The following is a 25,940-nucleotide window of genomic DNA, read 5'->3' on the forward strand; positions in this document are numbered from 1 at the left end:
GACTACTCCGCGGCGTTGGCCGGGGTGGGCAGCTCCATCGGGACGACCGGGCAGTCCTTCCACAGGCGCTCGAGACCGTAGTACACGCGCTCCTCCTCGTGGAACACGTGCACGACGAGGTCTCCGAAGTCGAGCAGCACCCAGCGAGACTCCTGACGTCCCTCGCGGCGGAGGCGCTTGTGACCCGCCTCGAGCAGCTTCTCTTCGATCTCGTCGGCGATCGCCGCGACGTTGCGCTCGTTGCGCCCCGTCACGAGGAGGAAGATGTCGACGAGCGGAAGGGGCTCGGACACATCGAGGGCGACGATGTCGTCGCCGCCCTTCGCGTCGGCGGCGATCGCGGCGATCTGCGCCATCTCGCGGCCGTTGTCGGTGGCTGTCATCGGAAGACTCCTGTCGTGAAGGCGAGCACGAGGGTGACGGCCACCGCCAGCGCGAGGGCGCCGGTCGTGATGATGAGGCCGACGAGGAGCTTGCTCCCCTTCTCGGGCGCCGGCGGGCGGATGATCTCGCCCGGTTGCTTGACGGTGCTGATCGCGGCGCTGGCGGCGATCGGCGTGGGGGACGAGGCGGGCGGGAGCTCGCCGTCGAGGAGCACCGCGTCGGCGTCGCGGCCGTCGGTGGTGCCGGGTGCGTGACCGACCGACCCGAGCCCCTCGGGGAGCTCGAACGTACCGGTGATCATGATCTCGCCCGTCGCGGTGACCGGTCCGACGAGCGGGACGCCGGTGGGGGTCTGCGACAGGATGAGCGCGTTGGGGGTGGTCACGGCGCCGGTGGATCCGGTCTGACGGGCCAGCAGCTGGTCGAAGGAGTCCGGCAGCGACACCTCGGGGGCGGCGCCCTCCAGCAGCTCGGACCCCAGAGCGGGATTGACCACCGACGGCGCGGGGGTCTCGGCCCGGTCGGTGACGGCGTTCTCGGCCGTCTCGGACACCGCGGGACGGAAGATCGGAGGGAGGCTCTCGGCGTCGGCTTCCGCGCTCCGCGGAGCGGGGGCCGCCGTGTGCGACGAGGACGGCAGCAGATCGGGGCTGATGATCGGCACGGCGGCGGTGCGGATCTTCTCCTGCGCGCGCACCTGACGCCGGGTGAGGCCCGACACGCCGAAGTCCGCGCTCGCGTCGTAGTCATCGAAAACCGAGGGCCGCAGCGCGGGCTCGGACACCGCGGGCGGGCCGCTCACGGGGAGGGGTGCCTCATCCGCGACGGCCTTCTGCGGTTCCGCGGGCTCGATGGCCGTCGAGGCGCCGGCTGCGGTCGCGTCCGGCTCTTCGGGCTCGCCGATCGCCGGCCCGCCGATCGCAGGCTCGACGTCGGGGGCGACGGTCTCGTCATCGCGGACGGCCGGCTCGGGCGCCGAGTCCGTGGGAGCGTCCTCGGGTGCGGCGGACTCGGGCTCGATGGCCGCGGGCGCTTCCTCCCCCTCGGATCGGGCCGCGGCGTCCCGCGCCTCGGCCTCGTGCTCCGGGGTGATGATCGGGGTCGAGCCGGTCTGGCGCAGCTCACGGAGCTGACGCCGGGTCAGCGGAGGGGTCTCGGGGTTCTCGGAAGTGCTCATGCCTGGCTCCGGTAGAGGTGGTGCTTCGCGATGTACTGCACGACGCCGTCGGGCACGAGGTACCACACGGGGTGTCCTCGGCGCACGCGCGCGCGGCAGTCTGTGGACGAGATCGACAGCGCCGGGATCTCCAGTTGGCTCACGTTCTTCGACGGCAGTCCTTCGGTCGTCAACACGTGTCCGGGGCGCGACACCGCGACGAAGTGCGCGAGGTCCCACAGCTCCTGATGATCGCGCCACCCGAGGATCTGCGCGACGGCGTCGGCCCCGGTGATGAAGAACAGCTGTGCATCGGGGCGCTGCTCCTGCAGGTCGCGGAGGGTGTCGATCGTGTACGTGGGTCCCGCGCGATCGATGTCGACGCGGCTCACGGTGAACTGCGGATTGGATGCCGTCGCCACGACCGTCATGAGGTACCGGTGCTCGCTCTCGGTGACGTCATCCTTCTGCCACGGGCGTCCCGTGGGAACGAAGACGACCTCATCGAGATCGAACGATTGCGCCACCTCGGACGCCGCGACCAGGTGACCGTGATGGATGGGATCGAACGTCCCACCCATGACCCCGATGCGAGGGGCGCGCGTCACCGACATACGGTGGGCCTCAGTGGCCGTGCGCCTCGGGGGTGGGCGTCCCGTGCTTCTGGGTGTACGCCTCGGCCTTGTGCGCGTGGCGGTTGGCCACGTTGCGGTACGACAGGGTCACCAGGCTCAGCACGACGAAGACCACGAACGCGATGACGCCGTACACGAAGGTCTCGGCCTGCACGTTGCCGCCGTGGTGTCCGCCTTCTTCGGCGGCGAGGGCGAGAAGTGAGGCGAAAGTCATCAGTGCTCCGTTCGAGAGGGGTGCGCAGAGCGCATCTTCATTTTAGGCGGTCAGGCGCGGACCTGGCCGTCGCCGCGCCCGAGCCACTTGGTGCTCGTCAGCTCGGCGAGGCCCATGGGTCCGCGGGCGTGCAATTTCTGGGTGGAGATGCCGACCTCGGCGCCGAAGCCGAACTCGCCTCCATCGGTGAAGCGCGTCGAGGCGTTGACGAGGACGACGGCGGAGTCCACTTCGGCGAGGAAGCGTTCTGCGGCGACCGGGTCGGCCGTCACGATGGACTCGGTGTGGTGGGTCGAGAACCGGCGGATATGCGCCAGCGCCTCGTCGAGATGGTCGACGACCCGCACGGCCAGGTCGAGGGTGCCGTACTCGCTCGCCCAGTCCTCGTCGGTCGCCGCGACCACCCGCTCGTCGTGGGCGCGCGTGCTCTCGTCGCCGTGGACGGTGACACCGGCGTCGGCGAGGGATGCCAACAGCTCCGGCAGCAGCCGGTCGGCTGCGGCGCGGTGGACCAGTACAGTCTCGACGGCGTTGCACACGCTCGGGCGCTGCACCTTGGCGTTCAGCACGATGTCGCGCGCCCAGTCGGCCCGGGCCGAGGCGTCGAGGAAGACGTGCACGACCCCGGCCCCCGTCTCGATCACGGGGACCGTGGACTCGGTGACGACCGTCTCGATCAGCCCGGCGCTGCCGCGAGGGACGAGGACGTCGACGAGTCCCCGCGCGTTCATCAGCGCACGCGCTCCGGCGCGGCCGAAGTCGTCGACGGTCTGGATGGCTTCGGAATCGACGCCCTGTGCCGTGAGAGCCCCGCGCATGACGTCGACGAGGACCGCGTTCGTGCTCTGGGCCGCCGATCCGCCGCGCAGCACGACGGCGTTTCCCGAGCGCAGCGCGAGCGAGGCGATGTCGACCGTCACGTTGGGGCGCGCCTCGTAGATCGAGCCGACGACCCCGAACGGGACGGCGATCTTCTGCATCCGCAGTCCGTTGGCCAGCGTCCGCTCGTCGAGCACGCGACCGACTGGGTCGGGCAGTCGGGCGACGTCGCGGACCGCCGCGGCCAGCGACGCCACACGCGGTGCGTCGAGGCGCAGGCGGTCCAGCAGCGCGTCGCCGATGGCATCCGTCCGACCGCGTTCGAGATCGTCGGCGTTGGCGAAGACGATCTCGTCGGTGCGGGCGACCAGCGCGTCGGCGATCGCGTCGAGGACCTCGGCCTTGCGGGCGGCGTCGAGCAGCGCGATCTCACGGGCGGCGTCCTTGGCCAGACGCAGGCGCTCGTCGACGGAGGCGGCGATCACGGTCATGGGCTCAGTGTACCGGCGTGCCCACGGCGCCCACGGGGCCCGTGGTGAGGGTGACGGGGTCGGGATGGGGGGCGAACCAGGTGCCCACCGCCGCGCCGTCCAGAGCGGATGCCACGAGGTCGGCGCTGGTGACCAGGACGCCCACGCCCGCGGTCGAGGCGAGCTTGGCCGCCGAGGCCTTGGTCGCCGCTCCCCCGGTGCCCACGCCGTTGACGACACCCGCACCGAACTGGAAGCCACCCAGGTCGTCCCCCCAGGCCACGTCGTGGATGGGGCGGGCACCCGGCTCGCTCGGGGGACGGGTGAAGAGCGTCTCGATGTCGCTCAGGAGCACCAGGGCGTCGGCGCCGATCAGTTGCGCCACGAGTGCCGCCAGCCGGTCGTTGTCGCCGAAGCGGATCTCGTGGGTTGCGACGGTGTCGTTCTCGTTGACGATGGGCAGGATGCCGAGACCCAGCAGTCTCTCCATGGCACGGCGCGCGTTGGAGCGGTGCGTGGCGTTCTCGAGGTCGCCGGCCGTCAGCAGCACCTGGCCGGCGAGAAGACCGAACCGATCGAGCGAGGTTTGATACCGCCACATCAGGACGTTCTGCCCCACAGCGGCGGCGGCCTGCTGGGTGGCGAGGTCGTGCGGGCGACCCTCGAGATCGAGCAGGGGCAGGGCGGTCGCGATGGCGCCGGATGACACCAGCACCACCTCGGTGCCCCTTCCGCGCGCGTGCGACAGGGCTTCGACGATGGTGTCGATGCGATGCGCGCCGTCACCGCTGATCGATGACGAACCGACCTTCACCACGACGCGGGCGGCGCCGGGGATGTCGGCGCGCGTCGTCGCGGTCACCGGACCTCCTCGGTGTCCGCACCGTCACCGGCCGCGGCGGACGAGTCGCCGTCGGCGCCGATCCCCGCGGCACGCGCCGAGAGGCGCTCGGCCTCGAGCTCGGCGCGCGCGTCGGCCTTGGCATCCATACGCTCGTGATAGCGCTCGCGACGCTCGTTCGTCGTGCGGCGGTTGCTCTGCAGCAAGCGCGGGTCTGTTCCGCGCGGGGCGGTCATGAGCTCGGCGGCGGACGAGAGGGTCGGCTCCCAGTCGAAGACGATGCCGTCCCCGGGACCGATCACGACGGTGGCGCCGGCCACCGCACCGGCCGCGAACAGGCCGTTCTCGACGCCCAGACGAGCGAGGCGGTCCGCCAGGTAGCCCACGGCCTCTTCGTTCTGGAAGTCGGTCTGCTGCACCCACTTGACCGGCTTGTCGCCGAGGACGCGGTAGACCGGGCCGTAGGTGCCGCCCTCGACCTTGATCGTGAAGTCCTTCTCGGCGCCGCGCGGACGGATGACGACCTTCTCGGCCGGCGCCTGGTCGATCGTGGTGAGACGGTGCTGCTCGACGATCTCGCCGAGCGCGAAGGTGAGCTCTCGCAGCCCCGCGCGGCTGACGGTCGAGATCTCGAAGACGCGGAAGCCCCGTGCCTCGAGATCGGGACGGACGAAGTCGGCGAGTTCGTGCGCCTCGGGGACGTCGACCTTGTTGAGGGCGATGATCTGGGGACGCTCCAGGAGCGGGATCTGGCCCTCGGGCACCGGATAGGCGGCCAGCTCGGCCAGGATCACGTCGAGGTCGGTCACGGGATCGCGACCCGGGTCCAAGGTCGCGCAGTCCAGGACGTGGACGAGCGCCGTGCAGCGCTCAACGTGGCGCAGGAACTCCAGCCCCAGGCCCTTGCCCTCGCTGGCCCCCTCGATCAGGCCGGGGACGTCGGCGATCGTGTACCGCGCGTCACCGGCCTGGACGACGCCCAGGTTCGGGTGCAGCGTCGTGAACGGGTAGTCGGCGATCTTGGGACGCGCGGCGGACACCGCCGCGATGAGGCTCGACTTCCCGGCGGACGGGAAGCCGACCAGCGCGACATCGGCGACGGTCTTGAGCTCGAGGACGACGTCGCCCTCCCAACCGGGGGTCCCCAGCAGCGCGAAACCGGGGGCCTTGCGCTTGGGCGATGCCAGGGCCGCGTTGCCCAGGCCGCCGAGCCCACCCGGGGCCGCGACGAATCGCATCCCGGGGGTGAGCATGTCGACCAGGACGTTGCCGTCGGCGTCCTTCACGACCGTCCCGAGCGGGACGGGCAACTCCTGGTCCTCGCCGAGGGCACCCGAGCGGTGGTCGCCCATGCCGAAGCCGCCGTTGCCCGCGGAGCGGTGCGGCGAGTGGTGGTAGGACAGCAGGGTGGTCACCTGCGGGTCCGCCACGAGCACCACGTCGCCGCCGCTGCCGCCGTTCCCGCCGTCGGGGCCGGCCAGGGGCTTGAACTTCTCACGGCGCACCGAGACGCAGCCGTTGCCGCCCTTACCTGCACGCAGGTGCAGGGTCACGCGGTCGACGAAGGTGACCATGACGGGTCCTTCCGGAAAGGGTCGGGAGCACCGACGAGGGAAAAGAAAGAGGGGGCAGGCAGTGCCCACCCCCTCGAGAGCGCCGGAGCGCCGTGGATTACTCCGCTGCTGCGGCGACGATGTTGACGACCTTGCGGCCGCCCTTGTTGCCGAACTCGACCGCGCCGGCGGCGAGGGCGAACAGCGTGTCGTCGCCACCGCGACCGACGTTGGCGCCGGGGTGGAAGTGCGTGCCGCGCTGGCGGACGATGATCTCGCCGGCGAGGACGGCCTGGCCACCGAAACGCTTCACGCCGAGGCGCTGTGCGTTGGAGTCACGACCGTTACGGGTGGAGCTTGCGCCCTTTTTGTGTGCCATCTCTGCGTCTCCTGGCTCTTACTTGATGCCGGTGATCTTGACGCGCGTGAGGTCCTGGCGGTGGCCCTGGCGCTTCTTGTAGCCGGTCTTGTTCTTGAACTTCTGGATCACGATCTTCGGACCGCGCTCCTCGCCGAGCACCTCGGCCGTGACCGAGACCTTCGCGAGCTTGTCGGCGTCGGTCGTGACCGCGTCGCCGTCGACGAACAGCACGGCGGGCAGCTGAATGCTCTCGCCGATCTTCGCCTTCTGGCGGTCGAGCACGACGATCGTGCCGACCTGGACCTTCTCCTGGCGGCCGCCGGCGCGCACAACTGCGTAAACCACTTCACACCTGTTTCGTTCGGGAGCGCGGGGCTCCGGTTGTCTGATGACGTCGGGAGGGTCTGTTGACCCAAGTCTCGGTGCGATCCAGCGGACAATCGTCTGCGGGGTCACGCTCGAAAGCGAGCGGACGCGACGCACCAAGGGTCAAGTTTAGCTCACCGGCGGACATCCGGCAAAAGCTTCGCCCCGCGTGTCGACCGTACGATCGAGACATGGCCATTCTCATCGACGATCCGCAGTGGCCCGCGCACGGACGTCTGTGGGCGCACCTGGTCAGCGACACCGATCTGGCCGAGCTCCACGCCTTCGCCGCGGCAGCCGGCATCCCCCGTCGCGCCTTCGACCTCGACCACTACGACGTCCCGGACGAGCGGCACGCCGAGCTCGTGGCCGCCGGCGCCGAGCACGTGGGCGGCAAAGAGCTCGTCCGACGCCTGCGGGCCTCGGGACTGCGCATCACGGCTCGACAACGACGCTCCCGCTCCGACGTCTGAGACCGCCCCCGGCATCCGCTGACCGCGGACACGCACGAGGGGTCGTCCTCGGTCGCCGGGAGCAGTACACGGCGACGAGAGACGACCCCTCACGGATGACGACGGGGCTCAGGCCTCGGTCGGGGGCTGCGCGTTCACCGGGGTCCCGGTGAGCGCGGCGGTGGTCACGCGTCGACGCGATCGTCCCTGACCCGGAGCCTTGGGCTCGGGCAGCGCTTCGAGCACGGACTCGAGCAGGGCGTCCTTCTCGGTGCGCGGAGCCTTCGGCTCGCGCTTCTTGCGCGGACGCTTCTCGCGCGCCGGTGCCGGCGTCTCGGTCGCCTCGGACTTCGCCTCGAGGACGGCCTCCACCGACGCCGCGACCGCGGCCTCGACGACGGCGGGGTCGTCGAGGGTCGGCTTGACGGTGGATGCCGCGATCTGCGCCAGCGCGGATTTGACGCCCTCGGTGATCACGTGGGTGCCGCCGGCCGGCGCCGCCGCTCCCCCGGTGCCGCCCGCGGCCCCGGGCGATCCGCCGTTGGTGTTCGCAGGGCCGTTGCCGTTGGACCCGCCGTTGCCGCCGCGACCGCGCCGGTTCGACGAGCCGTTGCCGTTCGATCCGCCGTTGCCGTTCGACGCGCCCGTGGTGCGGTGACGCACGACCGGGTCGTGGTGCACGATCACACCGCGACCGGCGCACACCTCGCACGCCTCGCTGAACGTCTCGAGCAGGCCCAGGCCGAGCTTCTTGCGCGTCATCTGCACGAGGCCGAGCGAGGTCACCTCGGCGACCTGGTGCTTCGTCCGGTCACGGCTCAGGCACTCGATCAGACGTCGCAGCACGAGATCGCGGTTGGATTCGAGCACCATGTCGATGAAGTCGACCACGATGATGCCGCCGATGTCGCGCAGACGCAGCTGACGGACGATCTCTTCGGCGGCCTCGAGGTTGTTCTTGGTGACGGTCTCTTCGAGGTTGCCGCCCGAGCCGACGAACTTGCCGGTGTTGACGTCGACGACGGTCATCGCCTCGGTGCGGTCGATGACGAGCGAACCGCCGGAGGGCAGCCACACCTTGCGGTCCAGCGCCTTCTCGATCTGCTCGGTGACGCGGAAGGCGTCGAACGGATCCTGATCGCCCTCGTACTTCTCGACGCGCTCGAGCAGGTCGGGCGCGACGCCCTTGAGGTAGCTCGAGATGGTCTGCAGCGCCTCGTCGCCCTGGATGAGCATGCGCGTGAAGTCCTCGTTGAAGACGTCGCGGACGATCTTGACCAGCAGGTCGGGCTCGGAGTGCAGCAGTGCGGGGGCCTGGATGGTCTTGACCTGGCTCGACACGTGCTCCCACTGCGAGGTGAGGCGCTGCACGTCGAGGGTCAGCTGCTCCTCGGTGGCCCCTTCGGCCGCCGTGCGGACGATGACGCCGGAGGACTCGGGCAGGACCTCTTTGAGGATCTTCTTCAGGCGGGCGCGCTCGGTGTCGGGCAGCTTGCGCGAGATCCCGTTCATGGTGCCGTTGGGCACATAGACCAGGTAGCGGCCGGGCAGCGAGATCTGGCTGGTCAGACGCGCGCCCTTGTGGCCCACGGGGTCCTTGGTGACCTGCACCAGCACGCGGTCGCCCGACTTCAGCGCCAGCTCGATGCGGCGCGGCTGGTTGTTCGTCTCGACGCCGTCCCAGTCGACCTCGCCCGAGTACAGCACGGCGTTGCGGCCTCGACCGATGTCGACGAACGCGGCCTCCATGCTCGGCAGGACGTTCTGCACGCGACCGAGGTAGACGTTGCCGATGAGCGACGCGTCCTGGTTGCGGGCGACGTAGTGCTCGACGAGCACGTTGTCCTCGAGCACCGCGATCTGGATGCGACCGCTCTTGGAGCGCACGACCATGACCCGGTCGACGGCCTCGCGACGCGCGAGGAACTCGGCCTCGGTCACGACGGGGCGACGGCGTCCGGCCTCGCGACCGTCGCGGCGACGCTGTTTCTTGGCCTCGAGGCGGGTGGATCCCTTGATGCGCTGCGGCTCGGTGATCACCTCGACCGCACGCTGGCGCACGGGCGCGGCGGGGGTCTCGGCGGGCTCGTCGGCGGGGGCGTTGACTGCGCCGCGGCGGCGATTGCGTCGGCGGGCGTTGACCGAACCGCGCTCGGCCGGCCCCTCGTCATCGCGGTCGTCGCGGTCCCAGGCCTCGTCACGGGCGGGCAGGGGCGGGAGCTCGGGGGCGTAGAAGTGCAGCGCCGTCGACACGGCCGACACGAAGTTCTCGGGCAGCAGGCCCAGCGAGACCGCGGTGGGCCGCTCCGGCTTCACCGGCTCTGCGTCGCGGGGAGCACCCTGCATCGCGGCGTCGGGAGAGTCAGCGGATGCCGACCCCTCGGCGTCGGCGACGGGGGTCGCCGCCTCGGTGGCCTGGTCATCGGCGGCGGTCTGCTCGGCGGTGCCGTCCTGCGTGCCCACGGCGGGCGGGGTCGCGGCGTCTTCCGCGACGACGGCGGGCTGCTCGGCGGTGCCGTCCTCGGCGCCCGTTGCGGGCTGGGCGGCCTCGGCGGGCTGGGCTGTCGCGTCCTGGGCATCGGTACCGAGCTCGTCCGAAGCGGAGGTGTCGTCGACGCCGAGAACCGCGGGGGTCTCCGTGTCGACGGCGGCCGCGTCAGCGGCATCCTGGACCGCTTCTTCTTCTTCGTCGACCGTGGGAGCGGCCTCGGTGGAAGGGGCCTCGGTCGCGGGAGACGTCGTCGCCTCGTCGGTCTGATTCTGATCGTCGGTTGATTCGGCCATCTGCAGGTACTCCCTGGCGGGCGACACCGCGCGTCGCCCGACGAAATCTCATGCGGCGCCGCACCCGGCGGGGCCGCGAACTCATTCGGTCTGCAGCCGGCCTGCGGCTCGGGCTGCGAAGGGCGGTCATCGCCCGAAGTCTTCTGGGTGATGTTCCTGCGGCGCGGCCGCGGTCACATCAGCCTTCATTATCGCACGAACCGCCGCGAACGCCACGGCGGCACTCGCACGTTCGTCATCCACAGGCGCTGCGGTGCGTGCGGAGGGTGTCGGTAGGGTCGAGCTGACGACGAAGGGGGCCCCATGACCTCGTCCGATGACGCGCTCACCGCGCTCGAAGGGGCGCGAGCCCGCGTGCGCGCGCAGGTCGAGCAGGCCAGGGAGCGATCCGAAGACGCCGCGCGGATGGCCGGCGACGTGAGGACGGCGACGGCGACGGCCGTGTCCTCGGCGCAAGAGGTTCGCGTCATCGCCACCGCGGGCGGACGCGTCGAACGCGTAGAGATCGCTCAAGCCGCACTCTCCCACGACGCCCGGACCCTGTCCCGCCTCGTGACCGACACGGTACGAGTGGCACAGCGTAATGCGGCTGACGTCGCGTTGCGGCGGATGACGCAAAGCCTCGGCGAAACGTCGCCTCTCGTCGCCGCCACCCGGCAGCGTCTCGACGACGAGTACGCACATTCCAGGCAAGGAAGGCGAAGCGAATGATCGAACATCTCGAAGTCACGCCATACCGACTCTCGACGGCAGCGGCCGGCATCAAGGCGGCAGGCGGCGAGATCGAGGCTCTGGTCGGCACTCTCGTGCGCGAATCCGCGACGCTCAGCTTGCAGTGGAGCGGCGACGCCCAGCAGGCTTTGCGCGGGCGCAGGCGCAGCTGGGCGAGCGCCTGGTGCGTCGAACCGCGCTCCTTTCACGCATGAGCGACGCACTGGAAGATATGGCCACCGCATACGGCGAGGCGGACCTCGCCGGAGCGCGGGCATTGGGGGCGACGGCATGATGCGGCGTGCTCGTTTCGCCGGTGTGATCGGCATCGCGGTCGCCGTGAGCGTCGTCTCGGGCTGCAGCCAGTTGCCGTTCCACGATGATTCGTACGAGACGGAGATTCCCGCCGCGCTGGAGGCGGCCGATCTGGGGATCACGGAGGCGTTCGCGGGCACCACCTTGGACGGCTTCTCCGAGACGCTCGTCGTCGGGGGGCGAGTAGAAGACAGCGTGGTGCCGACCGACGACGTGTCTTCGCAGTTCGTACAGAAAGTCATCGCCGTTGCGTTGGAGGGCAGGTCCGTCAACACTGCCTATTTCAAGCTGGCGCTCGGATTCGGCCAGTACGAGTTCATCAGCACTGACCGCGCTCTCGCGGGGCTCGGGGCGGATCCGCGTTCCGACGGGAGCATCACTATGCGAGAGGCAGAACAGATTGCTCGGGAGGACTCCGAATGACGGGAGCGAACCAGCACATCGAGATCAACGGAGAGGTGCTGCGCAAACAAATTTCGCTCCTCCGTGAGGCGTCCGCAGACTTCGCGGCGGCCGCCAGAACCGTACCGCAGGAGCTGCCGGGGCACGCGTTGGGCGTCCTCAATAGGGCTATCGTCATCCCCCTCGCCAACGTAGTCTCGGATGGCTCCCGCGAGATGCTGGCCACGGCGCAGATGCTTACGGACCACATCGCCGAGGGGACAAAAACGGCGCTCACGAGTTTTTCAACCGTCGAAGAGGACGCGACCAGCCTCTTCTCCGGGGCTGACGAGTGACCGCTCTTTCGTCAGCGAGCGCACAACTCGCCAGCGGCTCCTGGGCCGATGGCCTGCCGACTGTCGGGCCGACCGCCCATCCCTGCACGAGCATGCCGGGGATGGCCGGGCTCCTCATGCAGTACGTACAACCGCTCCACGACTGGCTGAATCAACTCACAGGCGAGCCCGCGACGACGCTGGCCGCCGCTCAACGCTGGGAGGACGCGGCTCGCACCCTCGGCGCTCTGTCGGAGACGATCACTCACGCGCGTGCGAACCTGCACGATCTCGACGGACGGATGATTCGTGCACTACGGGAGCGACACCAGGACCTCGCCGTCGTCGTTGAAGATGCCACCCAGTGGGCTGACGCGACGGGGGCAGCGCTCCGACTCGGGTCCGCAGTTGTCGAGGCGACGCGTTCCTTTCTCTGCGACACCTTGGTGCAGCTCGGTCGACTCTCTGAGCACGTGCTCACCTTCACCCTCGATCCTTTCGAGATGGCCGACCGTGTCCGTGACTTCGCCCGCACAGCTAGCGACGTCGTAGAGGCTGCCGGCCGCCTCGTACTGAACCTCATCGAGGCCATGTACCGCCTCGCAGAGCTGCTCTCCCAGCTCATCCCCGTGATCGATGCCGTACTCCGACGGTTGCAGACCCTCGTCGCGCAGGTGCTGCCTGCCGGTAACGCGATCCTCGGCGTCGCAGTTCTCGGTCCGCTGGGCGGCGCGGCAGGTTTTGTTCTCGGAGGTGCGGCGCAGAACTTCCTGCAACGCTCGACGGACGTCGAGGAATTAGATCCGGGGAGCCTCACCATCGAGCAGCAGCAGGCATGGGCAACGTCGCAATCGCTGACCAGGGTCGCTTCGCTTTCCGATCTGGTTTCGGTGAACGGAACGACGGATGCAATGGGGGTAGCTGACGCAACCACGATAGACATCAAGAAGATTCGAGGCGCGGATGGAGGTGAACGGTGGATCGTTTCACTCCCGTCGACACAGGATTGGCAACTGGGGCCAGACACGGGAGCGGTAAACGATCGCGACTCCAACGTCGCGTTGATGATGGACAATGCCGCAGCCCGTACGGTTTACGAGCGCGCCGTTCTCGAGGCCATGAGCGATGCCGGAATTCCACGCGGTAGTGATGTCGTCCTCACGGGCTTCAGCCAGGGCGGAATCATGGCGGCCAACCTCGCTTCTGACAGAACTTTCCCGTACAACACAGTCGGTGTCGTGACGAATGGTTCCCCGATCGACTCATTCGACATTCCCTCGAACATTCCGGTCTATGCGTTCCAGCACGTGACAGATCTCGTTCCTGCGCTCGACGGCAATGTGTTCGACTCAACTCCCGCCAACGTGCACCGTGTTCTTCTGCCGGGGACGCCGAGTCCTGTAGATGCGCACAACAACGCCCTGTATACAAAATCGGTGGCTGAATGGGAGGCACAGTATGTGCGGACGCATAAAGGTGCGCCGCCGGGCTCCGAAGTCTTCATGGGGGATGTCGTCGACCACAGCGTCTTCACGACACGAGAATGAACCGGGTCGGACACTCGTCATAGGACTCCGGCGCAGCCTCCGTCATCCTGGCCACCGCAATTCCGAGCGGGCGGCGAGGTAATCGGAGCCTTGGAACTGTCGTCGCGGTCGCAGGGACGTCGAACATGTCGTCGAGCGCGTATCGAGCGACCGCATAGCAGCCCGGTGAAAGAATCGAGGCATGAGCGAAACCGTCATACCTCGCCGCCCGGTCGTCGTCGCGATCTGGTTGATCTTCGCGGGCGTCGTGGGGTGGATCGCAGCGTTCTCGCTGACCATGGAGCGCTTCCACCAGTTGCAGAACCCCGGGGCCGCGGCATCCTGTGACTTCAGCGTGCTGGTGCAGTGCTCGACGAATCTGCAGTCGGCGCAGGGCAGCGTGTTCGGCTTCCCGAACCCGATCATCGGCCTCGGAGCCTGGATCGCTCCCATCGTGGTCGGAATGGCCCTCCTGGCCGGCGCGCGGTTCGCGAAGTGGTTCTGGGCCCTGTTCTGGCTCGGCTTCGCGGGCGCGCTCACCTTCGTGATCTGGTTGATCGCACAGAGCATCTTCGTCCTGGCCACGCTGTGCCCGTGGTGCTTGGTGACGTGGTCGGTCGTCATCCCCTCGTTCTTCGTCGTGACGTTGCATGTGCTGCGTGAGGGCGTCATCCCCGGAACGCGCGTACGCGAAGTCGCCGACCGTCTGATGGTGTGGGTTCCGCTCATGACCCTCGCGGCTTTCGTCGTCGTCGCCGTGCTCGCACAGGTGCGTCTGGACGTGCTCGCGCAGTTCTGAGCCGTTCATCGCGAGCGATCCGCACACCGCGGATGCCGCGCAGGCCCCGCGCACGACTGCCTCTCCCCCGCGCCGGGCACAGGCTCCGCGATGTGCATCACCTCCGCCCGATGACGCCGGATACCGCGGAGGTTACGCACATCGCGGAGGTTGTTACGCGGCCGCCCCGCGCTGCGTACAAGCTCCGCGATGTGCACAACCGCAGCCCGAACACGGCGGTTGCCGCGGAGGTTACGCACATCACAGAGGTTGCGCACGCGACCGCCCTCCCCGCGCTGGGCACGAACTCCGCGATGTGCACAACCTCAGCCCGAACACGGCGGATGCCGCGGAGGTTACGCACATCACAGAGGTTGCGCACGCGACCGCCCTCCCCGCGCTGGGCACGAACTCCGCGATGTGCACAACCGCAGCCCGATCACGGCGGATGCCGCGGAGGTTACGCGCATCGCGGAGGTTGCGCACGCGACCGCCCCGCCGCGCAGGCGCGGACGATGAAGGCCGCCGCCCCCGAGGGGACGACGGCCTCACGGCATCCTGTTCGGAAGATCCGGATCAGGCGAACCAGATGGCCAGCTCGCGCTCGGCCGACTCGACGCTGTCCGAACCGTGGACGAGGTTCTGCTGCACCTTGACGCCCCAGTCGCGGCCGAAGTCGCCGCGGATCGTGCCGGGGGCGGCGGTGGTCGGGTCGGTCGTGCCCGCCAGGGAGCGGAAGCCCTCGATGACGCGGTTTCCCGCGAGGCGGATCGCGACGGACGGGCCCGACAGCATGAACTCCAGCAGCGGCTCGTAGAACGGCTTGCCCTCGTGCTCGGCGTAGTGGCGAGCAAGGGTCTCGCGGTCGGGCTCGACGAGGCGGATGTCGACGAGCGCATACCCCTTCGCTTCGATGCGCGCCAGGATCGTACCGGTCAGTCCGCGGGCGACGCCGTCGGGCTTGACCAGGACGAGGGTCTCTTCGGTGGCCATGGGTCATTCTCCGTTCGAGAGGTCGGGGTCTGCGGCGAGCCGGGCGTTGCGTCGGTCGAGCGCCGCTCCTTTGATCGTCGCATACGCCCACATGCCACCGAAAATGACGGCGACCACCGCGAGCGCCGGGACGAGGAGTCCACCGAGCAGCAGCACGACCTGCAGAGCCCATCCGGCGAACAGCGCCCAGCGATGCCGCAACAGCCCCGACACCGCGACCATCGCCACGGCCATCACGACGCCACCGACGATGCCCCACCACGGCTCGATCCCCGCGGGGAGCACCTTGAGGCCGTAGACGACGAGACCGCCGAGGAAGACGACGATCGACTCGAAGCCGAGCACCACGGCACCGAGGGACTCCTGCGCGCCGCGCGCGCGACGGGGCCGGGGAGCCCGGGGCTCGCGGGGGCTCACGCCTGCCACCCCGACTTCCAGTCCTCGAGGTCCGACAGACGCAGCGCCTCACCGGCGAGCACCACGGAACCGGCGATGACCACGGCACGGCGGTCGGATTCCGCCGCCCACGATCGTGCGGCGTCGGCGGCGTCCTCGAGGGTCGGGTGCACCGTCACGGGCAGCTCGGCCGCCTCGGCGACGTCGGCGATCGTATCGGGATCCGTCGCCCGGTCGCTGTCAGGGGCGGTGGCGAACACGCGGGCGACGCCGGGGACGAGTTCGGTCATGATGCCCGCGGCATCCTTCCCGTCGAGGATGCCGACCACGGCGCCCCACTCGTCGATGTCGAACGACTCGTCGAGGGCGGCGACGAGGGCCCGCGCACCGTGCGGATTGTGCGCGGCATCCACGAACACCGTGGGAGCCGTACCGACGAGCTGCAGGCGTCCCGGTGAGGTGGCGTTGCCGAGGCCGTCGGCGACGATGTCGGCGGCGAGGGGCTGCGTGCCCCCGCCGATGAGCGACTCGACCGCGGCGACCGCGAGAGCGGCGTTCGCGCCCTGGTGGGCGCCGTACATCGGCAGGTACACCTCGCGGTACGACCCGGCGACCCCGCGGAGGTCGAGCTGCTGCCCGCCCACCGCGAGGGTCTGCGCCTCGAGGGCGAAACCGTCGCCGGCCACGGCCACGGTTGCGCCCTCTTTCTCGGCGCGGGCGCGGATCGCGCGCAGGGCGTCGTCGGGCTGGGCGGCCGATACGACCGCGGCACCCGGCTTGATGATGCCGGCCTTGACCGTCGCGATCTCGGCGATGGTCGAGCCCAGGCGGTCGGCGTGGTCGATGTCGATGGGTGTGAACACCGCGACGTCCCCGTCGGCGGTGTTCGTGGAATCCCACTCGCCGCCCATGCCGACCTCGAGCACGAGAACGTCGATCGGCGCATCCGCGGCGACCACGAACGCGAGCACCGTGAGCAGCTCGAAGAAGGTCAGAGACGCTTCGCCGGATGCCGACAGCTCAGCGTCCACCATGTCGACGAACGGCTGGATCTCGTCCCACGCGTCGGCGATCGCGGCATCGGCCACGGGTTCTCCGTCGATGAGGATCCGCTCGGTGAAGCGCTCGAGGTGAGGGCTGGTGAACAGGCCCGTCCGCAGCCCCATCGCCCGCAGCAGGCTTTCGATCATGCGGCTGGTCGAGGTCTTGCCGTTGGTGCCGGTGACGTGGATGACGCGATAGGTGCGCTGCGGGTCGGCGAGCAGCTCGAGCACGCGGCGCGTGCGCTCGACCCGCGGCTGCACCCACTGCTCGCCCTGGCGTTCCAGCAGCGCCGCGTAGACGGCATCCGCTCTGCTGCGGTCGCTCATGCGCGGGCTCCGATCCGGGCGACGGCCACCGTGACGGCGCCGATGTTCGCGTAGGTCTGGGCGGTGAGGACGTTCTCGTACTCGGGCTCGCCGACGGTCCCGCGCTCGATGAGCCGCTCGGTGCGGCTCGCGAGCACGACGCCTTCGGCGAGGGTCTCGGATGCCACGCCCGCGACGTCGAACGCCTGGGCCACCGCCGCCGCGTCGGCGGCGTCGTCGAACGTGAGGGTCAGGGCGATCCGGTCGCTCACGTCGAAGCCGGCGGCCTTGCGGGTGTCCTGGATGCCGCGGATCATGTCGCGCGCGAGGCCCTCGGCCTCGAGCTCGGGGGTGGTCACCGTGTCGAGCAGGACGAAGCCACCCGACGAGAGCACGGCCAGCGCCTCGCCCTCGGGGCGACCCGCGGTTTCGACGACGAGGTCGTACTCGGCGGGTTCGAGGGAGATGCCGCCCGCGACGACGCGTCCGTCGACCTCGCTCCAGTCGCCCTCGCGCGCGGCCTTGATCGCCTGCTGCACCTGCTTGCCGAGGCGCGGGCCCGCGGCACGGGCGTTGACGGACAGGCGGTGGGTGATGCCGAACGCGGCGGCCGTGCCGTCCTGCAGGGCGACCTGCTCGACGCCCTTGACGTTGAGCTCTTCTCGGACGATGTCGTCGAACTGCGCCAGGCCCGCGGCATCCGGGGAAACCACCGTCAGCCGCGGCAGGGGCAGGCGCACACGCTTGCCCTCGCGCTTGCGCAGGGCGTTCGCGACGCTCGAGACCTCGCGGACGGTGTCCATCGCGGTGCGGATGTCGGCGGCGGCGGGGAACGCCGAGGCGTCGGGCCAGTCGGTCAGGTGGACGCTGCGGCCACCCGTGAGGCCCTGCCACACGCGCTCGGTGACCAGCGGCAGCAGGGGAGCTGCGACGCGCGTGAGCGTCTCGAGCACCGTGTAGAGCGTGTCGAAGGCCTCGCGGCTGGTCGGGTCGTCGGTCACGCCCACCCAGAAGCGGTCGCGCGAACGCCGGATGTACCAGTTGGTCAGCACCTCAGCGAAGTCGCGCAGGCGCTCGGCCGCGGTCGTGGAGTCGAGGCCCTCGAGATCGGCGGCGACGTTGCGCACGAGGTCGCCGGTCAACGCCAGGATGTACCGGTCGAGCACGTCGGTCGAGTCGGTGCGCCACTCGGCGGTGTAGCCGTCGCCGGACGCGTTCGCGTACGTCGCGAAGAAGTACCACGCGTTCCACAGCGGCAGGAGGAACTCGCGCACGCCCGAGCGGATGCCCTCTTCGGTCACGACGAGGTTGCCCCCGCGCAGCACCGAGCTCGACATGAGGAACCACCGCATGGCATCCGAGCCGTCGCGATCGAACACCTCGCGGACGTCCGGGTAGTTGCGCAGCGACTTCGACATCTTCTGCCCGTCGTTGCCGAGCACGATGCCGTGGCACGACACTCCGGTGTACGCCGGGCGGTCGAACAGCGCGGTCGAGAGCACGTGCATGACGTAGAACCAGCCGCGCGTCTGTCCGATGTACTCGACGATGAAGTCCGCCGGCGCATGCTCGTCGAACCATTCGTGGTTCTCGAACGGGTAGTGCACCTGGGCGAAGGGCATCGAGCCCGAATCGAACCAGACGTCGAGGACGTCTTCGATGCGGCGCATCGTCGACTTCCCCGTCGGGTCGTCGGGGTTCGGCCGGGTGAGGTCGTCGATGTAGGGGCGGTGGAGGTCGACCTCGCCGTCGGCGTTCCGCGGCAGGCGACCGAAATCGGCCTCCATCTCGGCGAGCGAGCCGTAGACGTCGACGCGCGGGTGGTCCGGATCGTCGCTCTTCCACACTGGGATCGGCGAGCCCCAGTAGCGGTTGCGGCTGATCGACCAGTCGCGTGCGCCCTCGAGCCACTTGCCGAACTGGCCCTCTTTGACGTTCTCGGGCACCCAGGTGATCTGCTGATTGTTCGCCAGCAGGTCGTCTTTGATGTCGGTCACGCGCACGAACCAGCTCGACACGGCCTTGTAGATGAGAGGGTTCCGGCAGCGCCAGCAGTGCGGGTACGAGTGCTCGTACGACGCTTCACGCACGAGGCGCCCGGCCTGCTTCAGCAGGCGGATGAGCGGACGGTTCGCGTCGAGCCACAACTCCCCCGCCACATCGGTGACCGCCGAGAGGAACCGTCCGCCGTCGTCGAGCGAGATGATCGTCGGCAGCCCTGCGGCATCCGCGAGACGCTTGTCGTCCTCACCGTAGGCCGGGGCCTGGTGCACGATGCCCGTGCCGTCCGAGACGGTGACGTAGTCGTCGACCAGGATCTTCCAGGCGTCCTGCGTGCCCCACACCTCGGCGTCGGCGTAGTAGTCGAAGAGGCGGTCGTAGGACACGCCCTCGAGCTCCGCGCCCAGGATCGTGGTCTGCACGGCCGCGCGGGCGGCATCCGGGCTCTCGTATCCGAGGTCTTTGGCGTAGCCGGGCAGCAGATCCTCGGCCAGCAGGTAGCGATGCGCGACGGCTTCGAAGGCCTCGTCGGGCGTGCCGTCGGGGGTCGTGTGCACATCGGCCGCGCCGTTCGGTCCGCCCTCGACGACCGCGTACCGGATGCCGGGACCCACCGCGAGGGCGAGGTTCGTGGGCAGCGTCCACGGCGTCGTCGTCCACGCGAGCGCCCGGACGCCGGTGAGGCCGAGAGCCTCGGCTTTGGCGCCGACCAGCGGGAACGTCACGGTGACCGAGGGGTCCTGGCGCATCTTGTAGACGTCGTCGTCCATGCGCAGCTCGTGGGTCGACAGGGGGGTCTCGTCACGCCAGCAGTACGGCAGCACGCGGTAGCCCTCGTAGGCGAGACCCTTGTCGTGCAGGGTCTTGAATGCCCACAGGACGCTCTCCATGTAGGTGGTGTCGAGGGTCTTGTAGCCGCGCTCGAAGTCGACCCAGCGGGCCTGGCGGGTGACGTAGTCCTGCCACTCGCGGGTGTACTCGAGCACCGACTCGCGGGCCTTGGCGTTGAAGGTCGCGACCCCCATGGCCTCGATCTCGTCCTTCTCGGTGATCCCGAGCTGCTTCATCGCCTCGAGCTCGGCGGGCAGGCCGTGGGTGTCCCACCCGAAGACGCGGTCGACCTTCTTGCCGCGCATGGTCTGGAAGCGCGGGAACACGTCCTTGGCGTAGCCGGTGAGAAGGTGGCCGTAGTGCGGCAGGCCGTTGGCGAACGGCGGGCCGTCGTAGAAGACCCACTCCTCGGCGCCGTCGCGGTTGGCGATCGACGCGCGGAAGGTGTCGTCGGTCTTCCAGAACTCCAGGGTGTCGTTCTCGATCGCCGGGAAGCGAGGGCTCGGGACGACGGATGCCGCAGCGCCGGCGTCGGCGGCCGGGCCGAAGGATGAGGGGCGTGGATAGGTCATGTCACTCCGCGGGTCGAGGTTCACTCGCCGGGACGATCCATGCGGACCGCGGTACCACCCTGCATTGCGCCCTCTCGCGAAGACACCGCTCTCACTGCGGCTGTGACGGGCCTGCCCCGCGCAGTTCTACTGGGGGCCGAGACCCTGTTCTTCTGCGAGCTCCCCGGTGATGGCCGGATCGGTGCTGATGGGTCCAGTCTACGCGAGGCGCGCGCACCGCGCGCGGGCCGTCGAGTGTCCAGGACACGCCGTCGGCGCGCGCACCGCGTGCGGGCCGTCGAGTGTCCACGACACGCCGTGCGCTCCGGCGCGGGCGCGGCGTGTTCTGGACACTCGACGGATGCGGAGGGGCGGACGCGGCCCGGGGGCTCAGGCGCGGGCGGGACCGAGGCCCGCCGCGGCCAGCAGTTCCCGGGTGAACGGATGCCGCGGGGCGGCGAACACGCACGACACGGTGCCCGAGTCCACGACGCGCCCGTCCTTCATCACGATCACGTCGTCGGCGATGCCCGCGACCACCTCGAGGTCGTGGGTGACGAACACCATCGCCAGGTCGCGGCGTCGCTGAAGATCGCGCAGGCGGTCGAGGATGCGCGCGCGCACCGAGGCGTCGAGGGCCGACACCGGCTCGTCGAGTACGAGCAGGTCGGGCGCGACCGCCAACGCCCGGGCGATCGCCACCCGCTGACGCTGTCCGCCCGACAACTGGGCCGGGCGGCGCCGGGCGAAGGCGGGCGACAGCCCCACCTCATCGAGCAGGGCCACGGCCGCGTCGCGGCGAGCCGCGCGGCCGACGCCCCCGGCCGCGAGCGCCTCGGAGAGCGTTCGCCCCACGCTCCACCGCGGATCCAGCGCGCCCCAGGGGTTCTGCTGCACGAGCTGCACCCGTCGCCGCGCCGCGCCGCGCGCCGTGCGGGGGCTCCATGTCTCTCCGTCGAAGGTCACGGTGCCCTCGTCGGGCGCGGTGACGCCCACGATGATCCGGGCGAGGGTGGTCTTGCCCGACCCCGACTCCCCCACCACGGCGAGAGTGCGGCCCCGATGCACGGCGAAGGACACCGCGTCGACCGCGCGCCGTTCGCCGAACGTCTTGACGAGCCGTTCACCGGTCACCAACGGCGGCCCCGACCGCGGCGGTCGCCGCAGGGGCTCGTGCGAGACCGCCGCGACCAGCTCGCGCGTGTACGGATCTCGGGGGGATGCCAGCAGCTCGGCCGTGGGTCCGGTCTCGACGACCCGCCCCTCGCGCATCACCACCACCCGGTCCGCGACGCGGGCGACCGCGGCGAGGTCGTGGCTGATGAAGAGCACCGCGACGCCGTCGTCGGCGATGCGACGCAGGAGCGCGAGCACACGCGCCTGGACCGTGGCATCCAGAGCCGTCGTCGGTTCGTCGGCGACCAGGACGGCCGGATCCGCCGCGAGCGCCGAGGCGATCAGCGCGCGCTGGCGGAGTCCCCCCGACAGCTCGTGCGGGTATTGACGAGCGCGGGCGTCGGGTTCCGGCAGCGCGACACGCTCGAGGATCGCGCGCACGCGGCCGGCGAGCGTCGCACCGCGCACGGACGGTTCATGGATGTGGATCGGTTCCGCCACCTCGGCGCCGACCCGACGCAGCGGGTCCAGCGAGACGAGGGCGTCTTGCGAGACGAGGGCGATCCGGCGCCCCCGGAGCGCGCGCCAGCGTCGCGCGGTGAGTCGGCCGACGTCGACGCCGTCGATGTGCAGGACCTCGGCGGTGACCGGCGTCGACGCGGGGGTCAGGCCCAGCAGCGCGCGGGCGGTGAGGGACTTGCCCGCGCCCGACTCGCCGACGATCGCGACGCACTCCCCCGGGCGGACGTCGAGGTCGAGGTCGCGCACGAGCGGGCCGTCGGGTCCGTCGATGCGCAGACCGCGCACGCGGACGCCGTCCCGGCTCCCACCGCCCGACGTCGTCCCCTCGCTCTGCGGTGGCCTTTCGCCGCTCATGCGCCGCGCTCCTCGGACCGCGCGCGCAGGATGCGTCCGACCACGCTGACGCTCACCACGGTCGCCGTGATGGCCAGGCCGGGGAAGAGCGCCACCCACGGCGCCTGGAGCAGCAGATTGCGTCCGGCCGAGAGCATGAGGCCCCACTCGGGTGTGGGTTCGGTGGGCCCGAGCCCGAGGAAGCTGAGCCCGGCGGCCGCGAGGATGCTCGTGCCCACGCCGATCGTGGCCAGGACGCTCACCGCACCGACCACCCCCGGCAGCGCGTGTCGAAGGTGGACCACGAACGCCGGCACCCCGGTGATCCGCGTCGCCTCGACGTGCTCCGCGGCCGCCAGCGATCGGGTCTGCGCCCTCGCCGAGCGCACGTACACCGGAACCGCCGCGATTGTCACCGCGAGAGCCACGTTGACCGGTCCCGGGCCGAGCACCGCCACCACCAGCAGGGCGACGAGGAACTCCGGAAACGCCAGCAGCACGTCGACGACGCGCATGGCCGCGGCATCCACGAACCGGGGGGCGACGGCCGACACCGAACCGGCGACGACACCGACGACGAGGGCCAGGCCGGTCGCGAGCAGGCCGATCCCCACCGAGCGAGCCGCACCGTGGACGACCCGCGAGTAGACGTCGCGTCCGCTCTGATCGGTGCCGAACAGGTGCGCCGCGCTCGGCGGCTCCAATGTCGCCCGCACGTCGGTGACCAGCGGGTCGTGGGTGGCGAGCAGTCCCGGGGCGACGGCGGCCAGGGCCACGGCGAACAGCACCGCTCCGGCGGCCGACAGGGCGACGACCCGGCCGGTACGTCCTCGCGTGGCCACGGCGGTGCTCACGCGGGCACCCCCGTCCGGGCCGCGAGGGCGGGTCGCGCGCGGCGCAATCGGGGGTCGATCAGGGGGACGATCAAATCGACGATCGTGTTGACCACGACGAACACGAGGGCGCTCAGCAGGATCACGCCCGTGATGACCGGCAGGTCGCGATCGGTGATGGCCGTGAGGGTCACGCGTCCGATCCCGGGCCGGGCGAAGACGGTCTCGACGAGCACCGCCCCGCCCAGGAGCGACCCGACGAGATAGGCGGCGAGCGTCAGCCCGCCGACTCCGGCGTGGCGCAGCGTGTGGTGCACGCTCTCGCGCAGCGGCGCCGCGCCGCGGGCGCGGACCGTCAGCAGGAACGGTTCGCGCTCGGCCGCCTCGACGCCGTCGCGCAGCACCTGCGACAGCAGCGCCGCGACCGGGAGCGAAAGGGTCACCGCGGGCAGGACGATGGCCGCGGCACCGCGTCCGCCCGACACCGGGAACCATCCGAGCTGGAACGAAAACACACTCAGCAGCACCAGCCCCGTCCAGAACACCGGCGACGACAGCACGACGAGTTCGATCCCGGATGCCACGGCCCGCCCGGTCCGGCCGCGCACGACCAGCACCGACACCAGTGCCAGCACCACGGCGATCACCAGGGCGAGCGCCGAGAGCTGCAGAGTGGGCCCGAGCTGCCGACCGATCACCTCGACCACGGGCTGGCGCAGCTGGTAGGACTCCCCCAGGTCGCCGCGGAGCAGCCGAGCGAGGAACGTGGTGTACTGCTCCAGCACCGGACGATCCAGCCCGAGATCGCTGCGAATCCCGGCCTTGACGGCCTCGCTCACCTGCGCCTGCGGCCCGAGCATCACCTCGACCGGGTCGCCCGGGATGATGCGGAACGCCGCGAACGCCAGGGTCGCCGCCCCCCACAGGACGAGGACGACGGATGCCACGACCCCGCCGAGGCGCGTAAGGATCGCGCGAGGGCGGGAGCGTGGCATCCGGGGGTCCGTGCTCAGCCGACCGAGGCGGTGGCGAACAGCGGGCGGCCGTACAGGTCGAACGTCAGTCCCGAGACGTCGGGACGAACGGCGCTGATGAGCGTGGGGCTGTACAGCGGGACGATCGCGGCGTGCTCGGCGTTCCACTGCTGCACCTGCGCGTAGACGTCGTTGCGCGCGGCGGCGTCGGTGGTCGAGGCGCCCTGCTCCAGGAGCGCGTCGATCGCCGGGTCGCTCACCTGCGAGGCGTTCTGGAAGCCGTCGGTGGCCAGGTGGCTGCGCAGCAGGTCGGCGTCGACGCCCGAGAAACCCCAGTCGGTGACGTCGTAGGTCTTGGGGCCGTACTGCTCGTTGTAGGCGCCGGGCTCCAGCACCTCGCGCTGCAGGTCGAAGCCGACCGCCCTGAGGTCGCTCTGGACGGCGTTGGCGAGCGCGGCGCGGTCGTCGGGCACGGGGGTCCACGCAATCCAGCGGGCTGTGAGGCGCTGGCCGTCCTTGGTGCGGATGCCGTCGGCATCCCGTCCCGTCCAGCCGGCCTCGTCGAGCAGGGCGTCGGCGGCCGCTCGGTCGAAGGGCCAGCTGTTCTCGAGGCTCGCGTCGTAGCCGGGCGTGGTCGCGCCCAGGATGCTCCACGCGCGGGGGTACTGGCCGAAGAAGATCTCCTGCACGGCGGTGTCGACGTCGATCGCGCGGGTGAACGCCTGGCGCACCTTCTCGTCGGCGAAGACGCCGTACTTCTCGTTGAGGAACAGCGAGTACGGCAGGCCCGGGTAGGCGATCGACTCGACCGTGTCGTCGGCGGGCACCTGCTCCACCAGGTTCGGCGGCAGGTTGGTGACGACGTCGGCCTGTCCGCTCGCGAGGGCGCCCACGCGCACCGAGGCCTCGGGCAGGATGTCGACGCGCAGCGTCTTGAACGACGGCGCGCCGGAGCCGTCGGGGCCCCAGGTGTAGTCGTCGTTACGGGTGTACACGATGTCCTGGTCGGGCGTGTACTCGGTGAGCTCGAACGGGCCGGTGCCGACGGTCACGTCGGGTCCGCCGGCGGCGAGCTGATCGGCCCGGGTCTCGAGCACCGCGGGCGAGTAGAAGCCGAGCAGGGCCGTACTCGCGGCCTGCAGGAAGGGCGCGTACGGCTGGGTGAAGCGCACGCGGACGGTGTGCTCGTCGACGACGTCGGTGCCGGCGTACAGCTCGCCGCCGAGCATGCTCGCGGCTTGCGCCGAGGCCGTGTCGGGGTCGACGATGCGGTCGAAGTTGGCTTTGACGGCCTGGGCGTCGAAGGGGGTGCCGTCGTGGAAGGTCACACCGGTGCGCAGGCGGAAGAGGTAGCTGGCGCCGCCGTCCTCGACGTCCCACGACTCGGCCAGCCACGGCGAGAACGAGCCGTCGGCCTCCTGGTACACGAGCGAGTCGAGCACGGCTCGCTGCACCATCGCGGTGACGTCGAGCTGGCTGGTCTGCGGGTCCATCTTGCCGGCCGAGAGGTTGGCGCCCTCGATCGCCCAGACGATCTCGCCGTCACCCGACGCGGCGGGGTCGGACCCGGCGCACGACGAGAGGGACAGAGCGGCGACCGTGGCGACGGCGGCCGCGGTGAGCGCGCGGCGCGAGAGTGAAGAAGGCATGGAGAAACCCCTGAATCTCTGTGGGAGGGCTTCCAGCTTACCGGGGTTCCTGGATCGGGTGCGGAAACTCCCTCACGTCGGCAGCGAACGGATGCGGATCGGCGCACCCTCATCGGACACGCGGCCCCTCGGCATCCGAATCCGTTGCGCGCATCCGAATCCGCGAGGGCGCGGCCGCGCCCCCGCATCCGAATCCGCGGGGGGGGGGGGGGGGGGGGGGGCCCCCCCCCCCCCCGCCCCCCCCCCCCCCCCCCGGGTTCGTGGTTGCCACCCCCAAACGGCCCCCGCACACCCTGCCGCCCAAATGGCTC

Annotated in this window: 25 protein-coding genes; 7 read left to right on the forward strand and 18 right to left on the reverse strand. The window is 70.4% G+C overall.

Translation table 11 applies throughout. The features are described from left to right. Nucleotides 1-2 precede the first annotated feature (2 nt). The 9 genes from rsfS to rplU all read right to left on the reverse strand — a co-directional run bounded on the left by rsfS (nt 3) and on the right by rplU (nt 6,778). Entirely contained in the window at nt 3-383 is a 381-nt protein-coding gene (gene rsfS, locus ACIPVB_RS12930; protein WP_400369411.1) for a ribosome silencing factor, read from the reverse strand. Then, the gene (locus ACIPVB_RS12935; RefSeq protein ID WP_400369412.1) at nt 380-1,561 is read right to left on the reverse strand and encodes a hypothetical protein; all 1,182 of its coding nucleotides are present in this window, start codon (nt 1,559-1,561) and stop codon (nt 380-382) included. Before ACIPVB_RS12935 ends, rsfS begins: the two co-directional genes overlap by 4 nt. Beyond that, nucleotides 1,558-2,154, reverse strand: coding sequence for a nicotinate-nucleotide adenylyltransferase (nadD, locus tag ACIPVB_RS12940; RefSeq protein WP_400369413.1), 597 nt, complete (start codon nt 2,152-2,154; stop codon nt 1,558-1,560). Before nadD ends, ACIPVB_RS12935 begins: the two co-directional genes overlap by 4 nt. Nucleotides 2,155-2,164: 10 nt before the next feature. Next, nucleotides 2,165-2,389: a hypothetical protein gene (locus tag ACIPVB_RS12945; RefSeq protein ID WP_400369415.1), complete on the reverse strand. Its 225-nt coding sequence runs from the start codon at nt 2,387-2,389 to the stop codon at nt 2,165-2,167. A gap of 50 nt (nt 2,390-2,439) precedes the next feature. After that, nucleotides 2,440-3,699: a glutamate-5-semialdehyde dehydrogenase gene (locus ACIPVB_RS12950; protein ID WP_400369416.1), complete on the reverse strand. Its 1,260-nt coding sequence runs from the start codon at nt 3,697-3,699 to the stop codon at nt 2,440-2,442. Nucleotides 3,700-3,703: 4 nt separating this feature from the next. Continuing rightward, a complete protein-coding gene (proB, locus tag ACIPVB_RS12955; protein ID WP_400369418.1) occupies nt 3,704-4,540 on the reverse strand; it encodes a glutamate 5-kinase in 837 nt (278 codons plus the stop codon). Beyond that, nucleotides 4,537-6,093: a GTPase ObgE gene (gene obgE, locus ACIPVB_RS12960; RefSeq protein WP_400369419.1), complete on the reverse strand. Its 1,557-nt coding sequence runs from the start codon at nt 6,091-6,093 to the stop codon at nt 4,537-4,539. Before obgE ends, proB begins: the two co-directional genes overlap by 4 nt. Nucleotides 6,094-6,190: 97 nt before the next feature. Beyond that, the gene (gene rpmA, locus ACIPVB_RS12965; RefSeq protein ID WP_400369421.1) at nt 6,191-6,451 is read right to left on the reverse strand and encodes a 50S ribosomal protein L27; all 261 of its coding nucleotides are present in this window, start codon (nt 6,449-6,451) and stop codon (nt 6,191-6,193) included. A gap of 18 nt (nt 6,452-6,469) precedes the next feature. Then, the gene (gene rplU / locus ACIPVB_RS12970) at nt 6,470-6,778 is read right to left on the reverse strand and encodes a 50S ribosomal protein L21 (RefSeq protein WP_138172328.1); all 309 of its coding nucleotides are present in this window, start codon (nt 6,776-6,778) and stop codon (nt 6,470-6,472) included. A 212-nt stretch (nt 6,779-6,990) separates the two neighbouring features. On the opposite strand from rplU, the gene ACIPVB_RS12975 reads away from it, so the two are divergent. Beyond that, nucleotides 6,991-7,272, forward strand: a complete 282-nt coding sequence (locus tag ACIPVB_RS12975) for a DUF4031 domain-containing protein (RefSeq protein ID WP_400369422.1) — start codon at nt 6,991-6,993, stop codon at nt 7,270-7,272. Between the two features lie 108 nt (nt 7,273-7,380). Here the strand turns inward: ACIPVB_RS12975 and ACIPVB_RS12980 are convergent, their stop codons facing one another. Continuing rightward, nucleotides 7,381-10,035 (reverse strand): Rne/Rng family ribonuclease, encoded by a 2,655-nt coding sequence (locus tag ACIPVB_RS12980; RefSeq protein WP_400369423.1) that lies wholly within the window; start codon nt 10,033-10,035, stop codon nt 7,381-7,383. A 303-nt stretch (nt 10,036-10,338) separates the two neighbouring features. On the opposite strand from ACIPVB_RS12980, the gene ACIPVB_RS12985 reads away from it, so the two are divergent. The 6 genes from ACIPVB_RS12985 to ACIPVB_RS13010 all read left to right on the forward strand — a co-directional run bounded on the left by ACIPVB_RS12985 (nt 10,339) and on the right by ACIPVB_RS13010 (nt 14,102). After that, nucleotides 10,339-10,746: a YbaB/EbfC family nucleoid-associated protein gene (locus ACIPVB_RS12985; RefSeq protein ID WP_400369424.1), complete on the forward strand. Its 408-nt coding sequence runs from the start codon at nt 10,339-10,341 to the stop codon at nt 10,744-10,746. Continuing rightward, nucleotides 10,743-10,961 (forward strand): hypothetical protein, encoded by a 219-nt coding sequence (locus tag ACIPVB_RS12990; RefSeq protein ID WP_400369425.1) that lies wholly within the window; start codon nt 10,743-10,745, stop codon nt 10,959-10,961. Before ACIPVB_RS12985 ends, ACIPVB_RS12990 begins: the two co-directional genes overlap by 4 nt. A 76-nt stretch (nt 10,962-11,037) precedes the next feature. Then, nucleotides 11,038-11,484: a hypothetical protein gene (locus ACIPVB_RS12995; RefSeq protein ID WP_400369427.1), complete on the forward strand. Its 447-nt coding sequence runs from the start codon at nt 11,038-11,040 to the stop codon at nt 11,482-11,484. Beyond that, nucleotides 11,481-11,798, forward strand: a complete 318-nt coding sequence (locus ACIPVB_RS13000; RefSeq protein WP_400369429.1) for a hypothetical protein — start codon at nt 11,481-11,483, stop codon at nt 11,796-11,798. Before ACIPVB_RS12995 ends, ACIPVB_RS13000 begins: the two co-directional genes overlap by 4 nt. 101 nt (nt 11,799-11,899) lie before the next feature. Further along, nucleotides 11,900-13,324 (forward strand): hypothetical protein, encoded by a 1,425-nt coding sequence (locus ACIPVB_RS13005; protein WP_400369431.1) that lies wholly within the window; start codon nt 11,900-11,902, stop codon nt 13,322-13,324. 181 nt (nt 13,325-13,505) lie between these two features. After that, nucleotides 13,506-14,102 carry a vitamin K epoxide reductase family protein gene (locus ACIPVB_RS13010; protein WP_400369433.1) on the forward strand — a complete coding sequence of 199 codons (597 nt, stop codon included), beginning with the start codon at nt 13,506-13,508 and terminating at the stop codon, nt 14,100-14,102. Between the two features lie 555 nt (nt 14,103-14,657). Here ACIPVB_RS13010 and ndk read toward each other — a convergent pair. The 8 genes from ndk to ACIPVB_RS13050 form a co-directional block, all read right to left on the reverse strand. Further along, nucleotides 14,658-15,074 carry a nucleoside-diphosphate kinase gene (ndk, locus tag ACIPVB_RS13015; protein ID WP_400369435.1) on the reverse strand — a complete coding sequence of 139 codons (417 nt, stop codon included), beginning with the start codon at nt 15,072-15,074 and terminating at the stop codon, nt 14,658-14,660. 3 nt (nt 15,075-15,077) lie between these two features. Beyond that, the gene (locus ACIPVB_RS13020) at nt 15,078-15,491 is read right to left on the reverse strand and encodes a DUF4233 domain-containing protein (RefSeq protein WP_400369437.1); all 414 of its coding nucleotides are present in this window, start codon (nt 15,489-15,491) and stop codon (nt 15,078-15,080) included. Next, nucleotides 15,488-16,840, reverse strand: a complete 1,353-nt coding sequence (locus ACIPVB_RS13025) for a bifunctional folylpolyglutamate synthase/dihydrofolate synthase (protein WP_400369438.1) — start codon at nt 16,838-16,840, stop codon at nt 15,488-15,490. Before ACIPVB_RS13025 ends, ACIPVB_RS13020 begins: the two co-directional genes overlap by 4 nt. Next, complete coding sequence (ileS, locus tag ACIPVB_RS13030) at nt 16,837-20,223, reverse strand: isoleucine--tRNA ligase (RefSeq protein ID WP_400369439.1); 3,387 nt, start codon at nt 20,221-20,223, stop codon at nt 16,837-16,839. Before ileS ends, ACIPVB_RS13025 begins: the two co-directional genes overlap by 4 nt. 369 nt (nt 20,224-20,592) lie before the next feature. After that, complete coding sequence (locus ACIPVB_RS13035; protein ID WP_400369441.1) at nt 20,593-22,194, reverse strand: dipeptide ABC transporter ATP-binding protein; 1,602 nt, start codon at nt 22,192-22,194, stop codon at nt 20,593-20,595. After that, nucleotides 22,191-23,027: an ABC transporter permease gene (locus ACIPVB_RS13040; protein WP_400369442.1), complete on the reverse strand. Its 837-nt coding sequence runs from the start codon at nt 23,025-23,027 to the stop codon at nt 22,191-22,193. The genes ACIPVB_RS13035 and ACIPVB_RS13040 overlap by 4 nt, the downstream gene beginning before the upstream one ends. Further along, entirely contained in the window at nt 23,024-23,953 is a 930-nt protein-coding gene (locus ACIPVB_RS13045; RefSeq protein ID WP_400369443.1) for an ABC transporter permease, read from the reverse strand. Before ACIPVB_RS13045 ends, ACIPVB_RS13040 begins: the two co-directional genes overlap by 4 nt. Before the next feature lie 62 nt (nt 23,954-24,015). After that, nucleotides 24,016-25,629: an ABC transporter substrate-binding protein gene (locus tag ACIPVB_RS13050; protein WP_400369444.1), complete on the reverse strand. Its 1,614-nt coding sequence runs from the start codon at nt 25,627-25,629 to the stop codon at nt 24,016-24,018. Nucleotides 25,630-25,940: the final 311 nt, after the last annotated feature.

Origin of the sequence: Microbacterium sp. NPDC090007, from assembly GCF_044748345.1 — a bacterium.
Taxonomy (GTDB): Bacteria; Actinomycetota; Actinomycetes; order Actinomycetales; family Microbacteriaceae; genus Microbacterium.

Coding starts and splice junctions, on each gene's coding strand:
- ACIPVB_RS12995 (WP_400369427.1), top strand. CDS start 11,038: ATGATGCGGCGTGCTCGTTTCGCCGGTGTGATCGGCATCGCGGTCGCC.
- rpmA (WP_400369421.1), bottom strand. CDS start 6,451: ATGGCACACAAAAAGGGCGCAAGCTCCACCCGTAACGGTCGTGACTCC.
- rsfS (WP_400369411.1), bottom strand. CDS start 383: ATGACAGCCACCGACAACGGCCGCGAGATGGCGCAGATCGCCGCGATC.
- ACIPVB_RS13035 (WP_400369441.1), bottom strand. CDS start 22,194: ATGAGCGGCGAAAGGCCACCGCAGAGCGAGGGGACGACGTCGGGCGGT.
- ACIPVB_RS13000 (WP_400369429.1), top strand. CDS start 11,481: ATGACGGGAGCGAACCAGCACATCGAGATCAACGGAGAGGTGCTGCGC.
- ACIPVB_RS12945 (WP_400369415.1), bottom strand. CDS start 2,389: ATGACTTTCGCCTCACTTCTCGCCCTCGCCGCCGAAGAAGGCGGACAC.
- ACIPVB_RS12985 (WP_400369424.1), top strand. CDS start 10,339: ATGACCTCGTCCGATGACGCGCTCACCGCGCTCGAAGGGGCGCGAGCC.
- ACIPVB_RS12935 (WP_400369412.1), bottom strand. CDS start 1,561: ATGAGCACTTCCGAGAACCCCGAGACCCCTCCGCTGACCCGGCGTCAG.
- ileS (WP_400369439.1), bottom strand. CDS start 20,223: ATGACCTATCCACGCCCCTCATCCTTCGGCCCGGCCGCCGACGCCGGC.
- ACIPVB_RS13050 (WP_400369444.1), bottom strand. CDS start 25,629: ATGCCTTCTTCACTCTCGCGCCGCGCGCTCACCGCGGCCGCCGTCGCC.
- ACIPVB_RS13005 (WP_400369431.1), top strand. CDS start 11,900: ATGGCCGGGCTCCTCATGCAGTACGTACAACCGCTCCACGACTGGCTG.
- ACIPVB_RS12980 (WP_400369423.1), bottom strand. CDS start 10,035: ATGGCCGAATCAACCGACGATCAGAATCAGACCGACGAGGCGACGACG.
- ACIPVB_RS13025 (WP_400369438.1), bottom strand. CDS start 16,840: ATGAGCGACCGCAGCAGAGCGGATGCCGTCTACGCGGCGCTGCTGGAA.
- obgE (WP_400369419.1), bottom strand. CDS start 6,093: ATGGTCACCTTCGTCGACCGCGTGACCCTGCACCTGCGTGCAGGTAAG.
- ACIPVB_RS13010 (WP_400369433.1), top strand. CDS start 13,506: ATGAGCGAAACCGTCATACCTCGCCGCCCGGTCGTCGTCGCGATCTGG.
- ndk (WP_400369435.1), bottom strand. CDS start 15,074: ATGGCCACCGAAGAGACCCTCGTCCTGGTCAAGCCCGACGGCGTCGCC.
- ACIPVB_RS12950 (WP_400369416.1), bottom strand. CDS start 3,699: ATGACCGTGATCGCCGCCTCCGTCGACGAGCGCCTGCGTCTGGCCAAG.
- nadD (WP_400369413.1), bottom strand. CDS start 2,154: ATGTCGGTGACGCGCGCCCCTCGCATCGGGGTCATGGGTGGGACGTTC.
- ACIPVB_RS12975 (WP_400369422.1), top strand. CDS start 6,991: ATGGCCATTCTCATCGACGATCCGCAGTGGCCCGCGCACGGACGTCTG.
- ACIPVB_RS12990 (WP_400369425.1), top strand. CDS start 10,743: ATGATCGAACATCTCGAAGTCACGCCATACCGACTCTCGACGGCAGCG.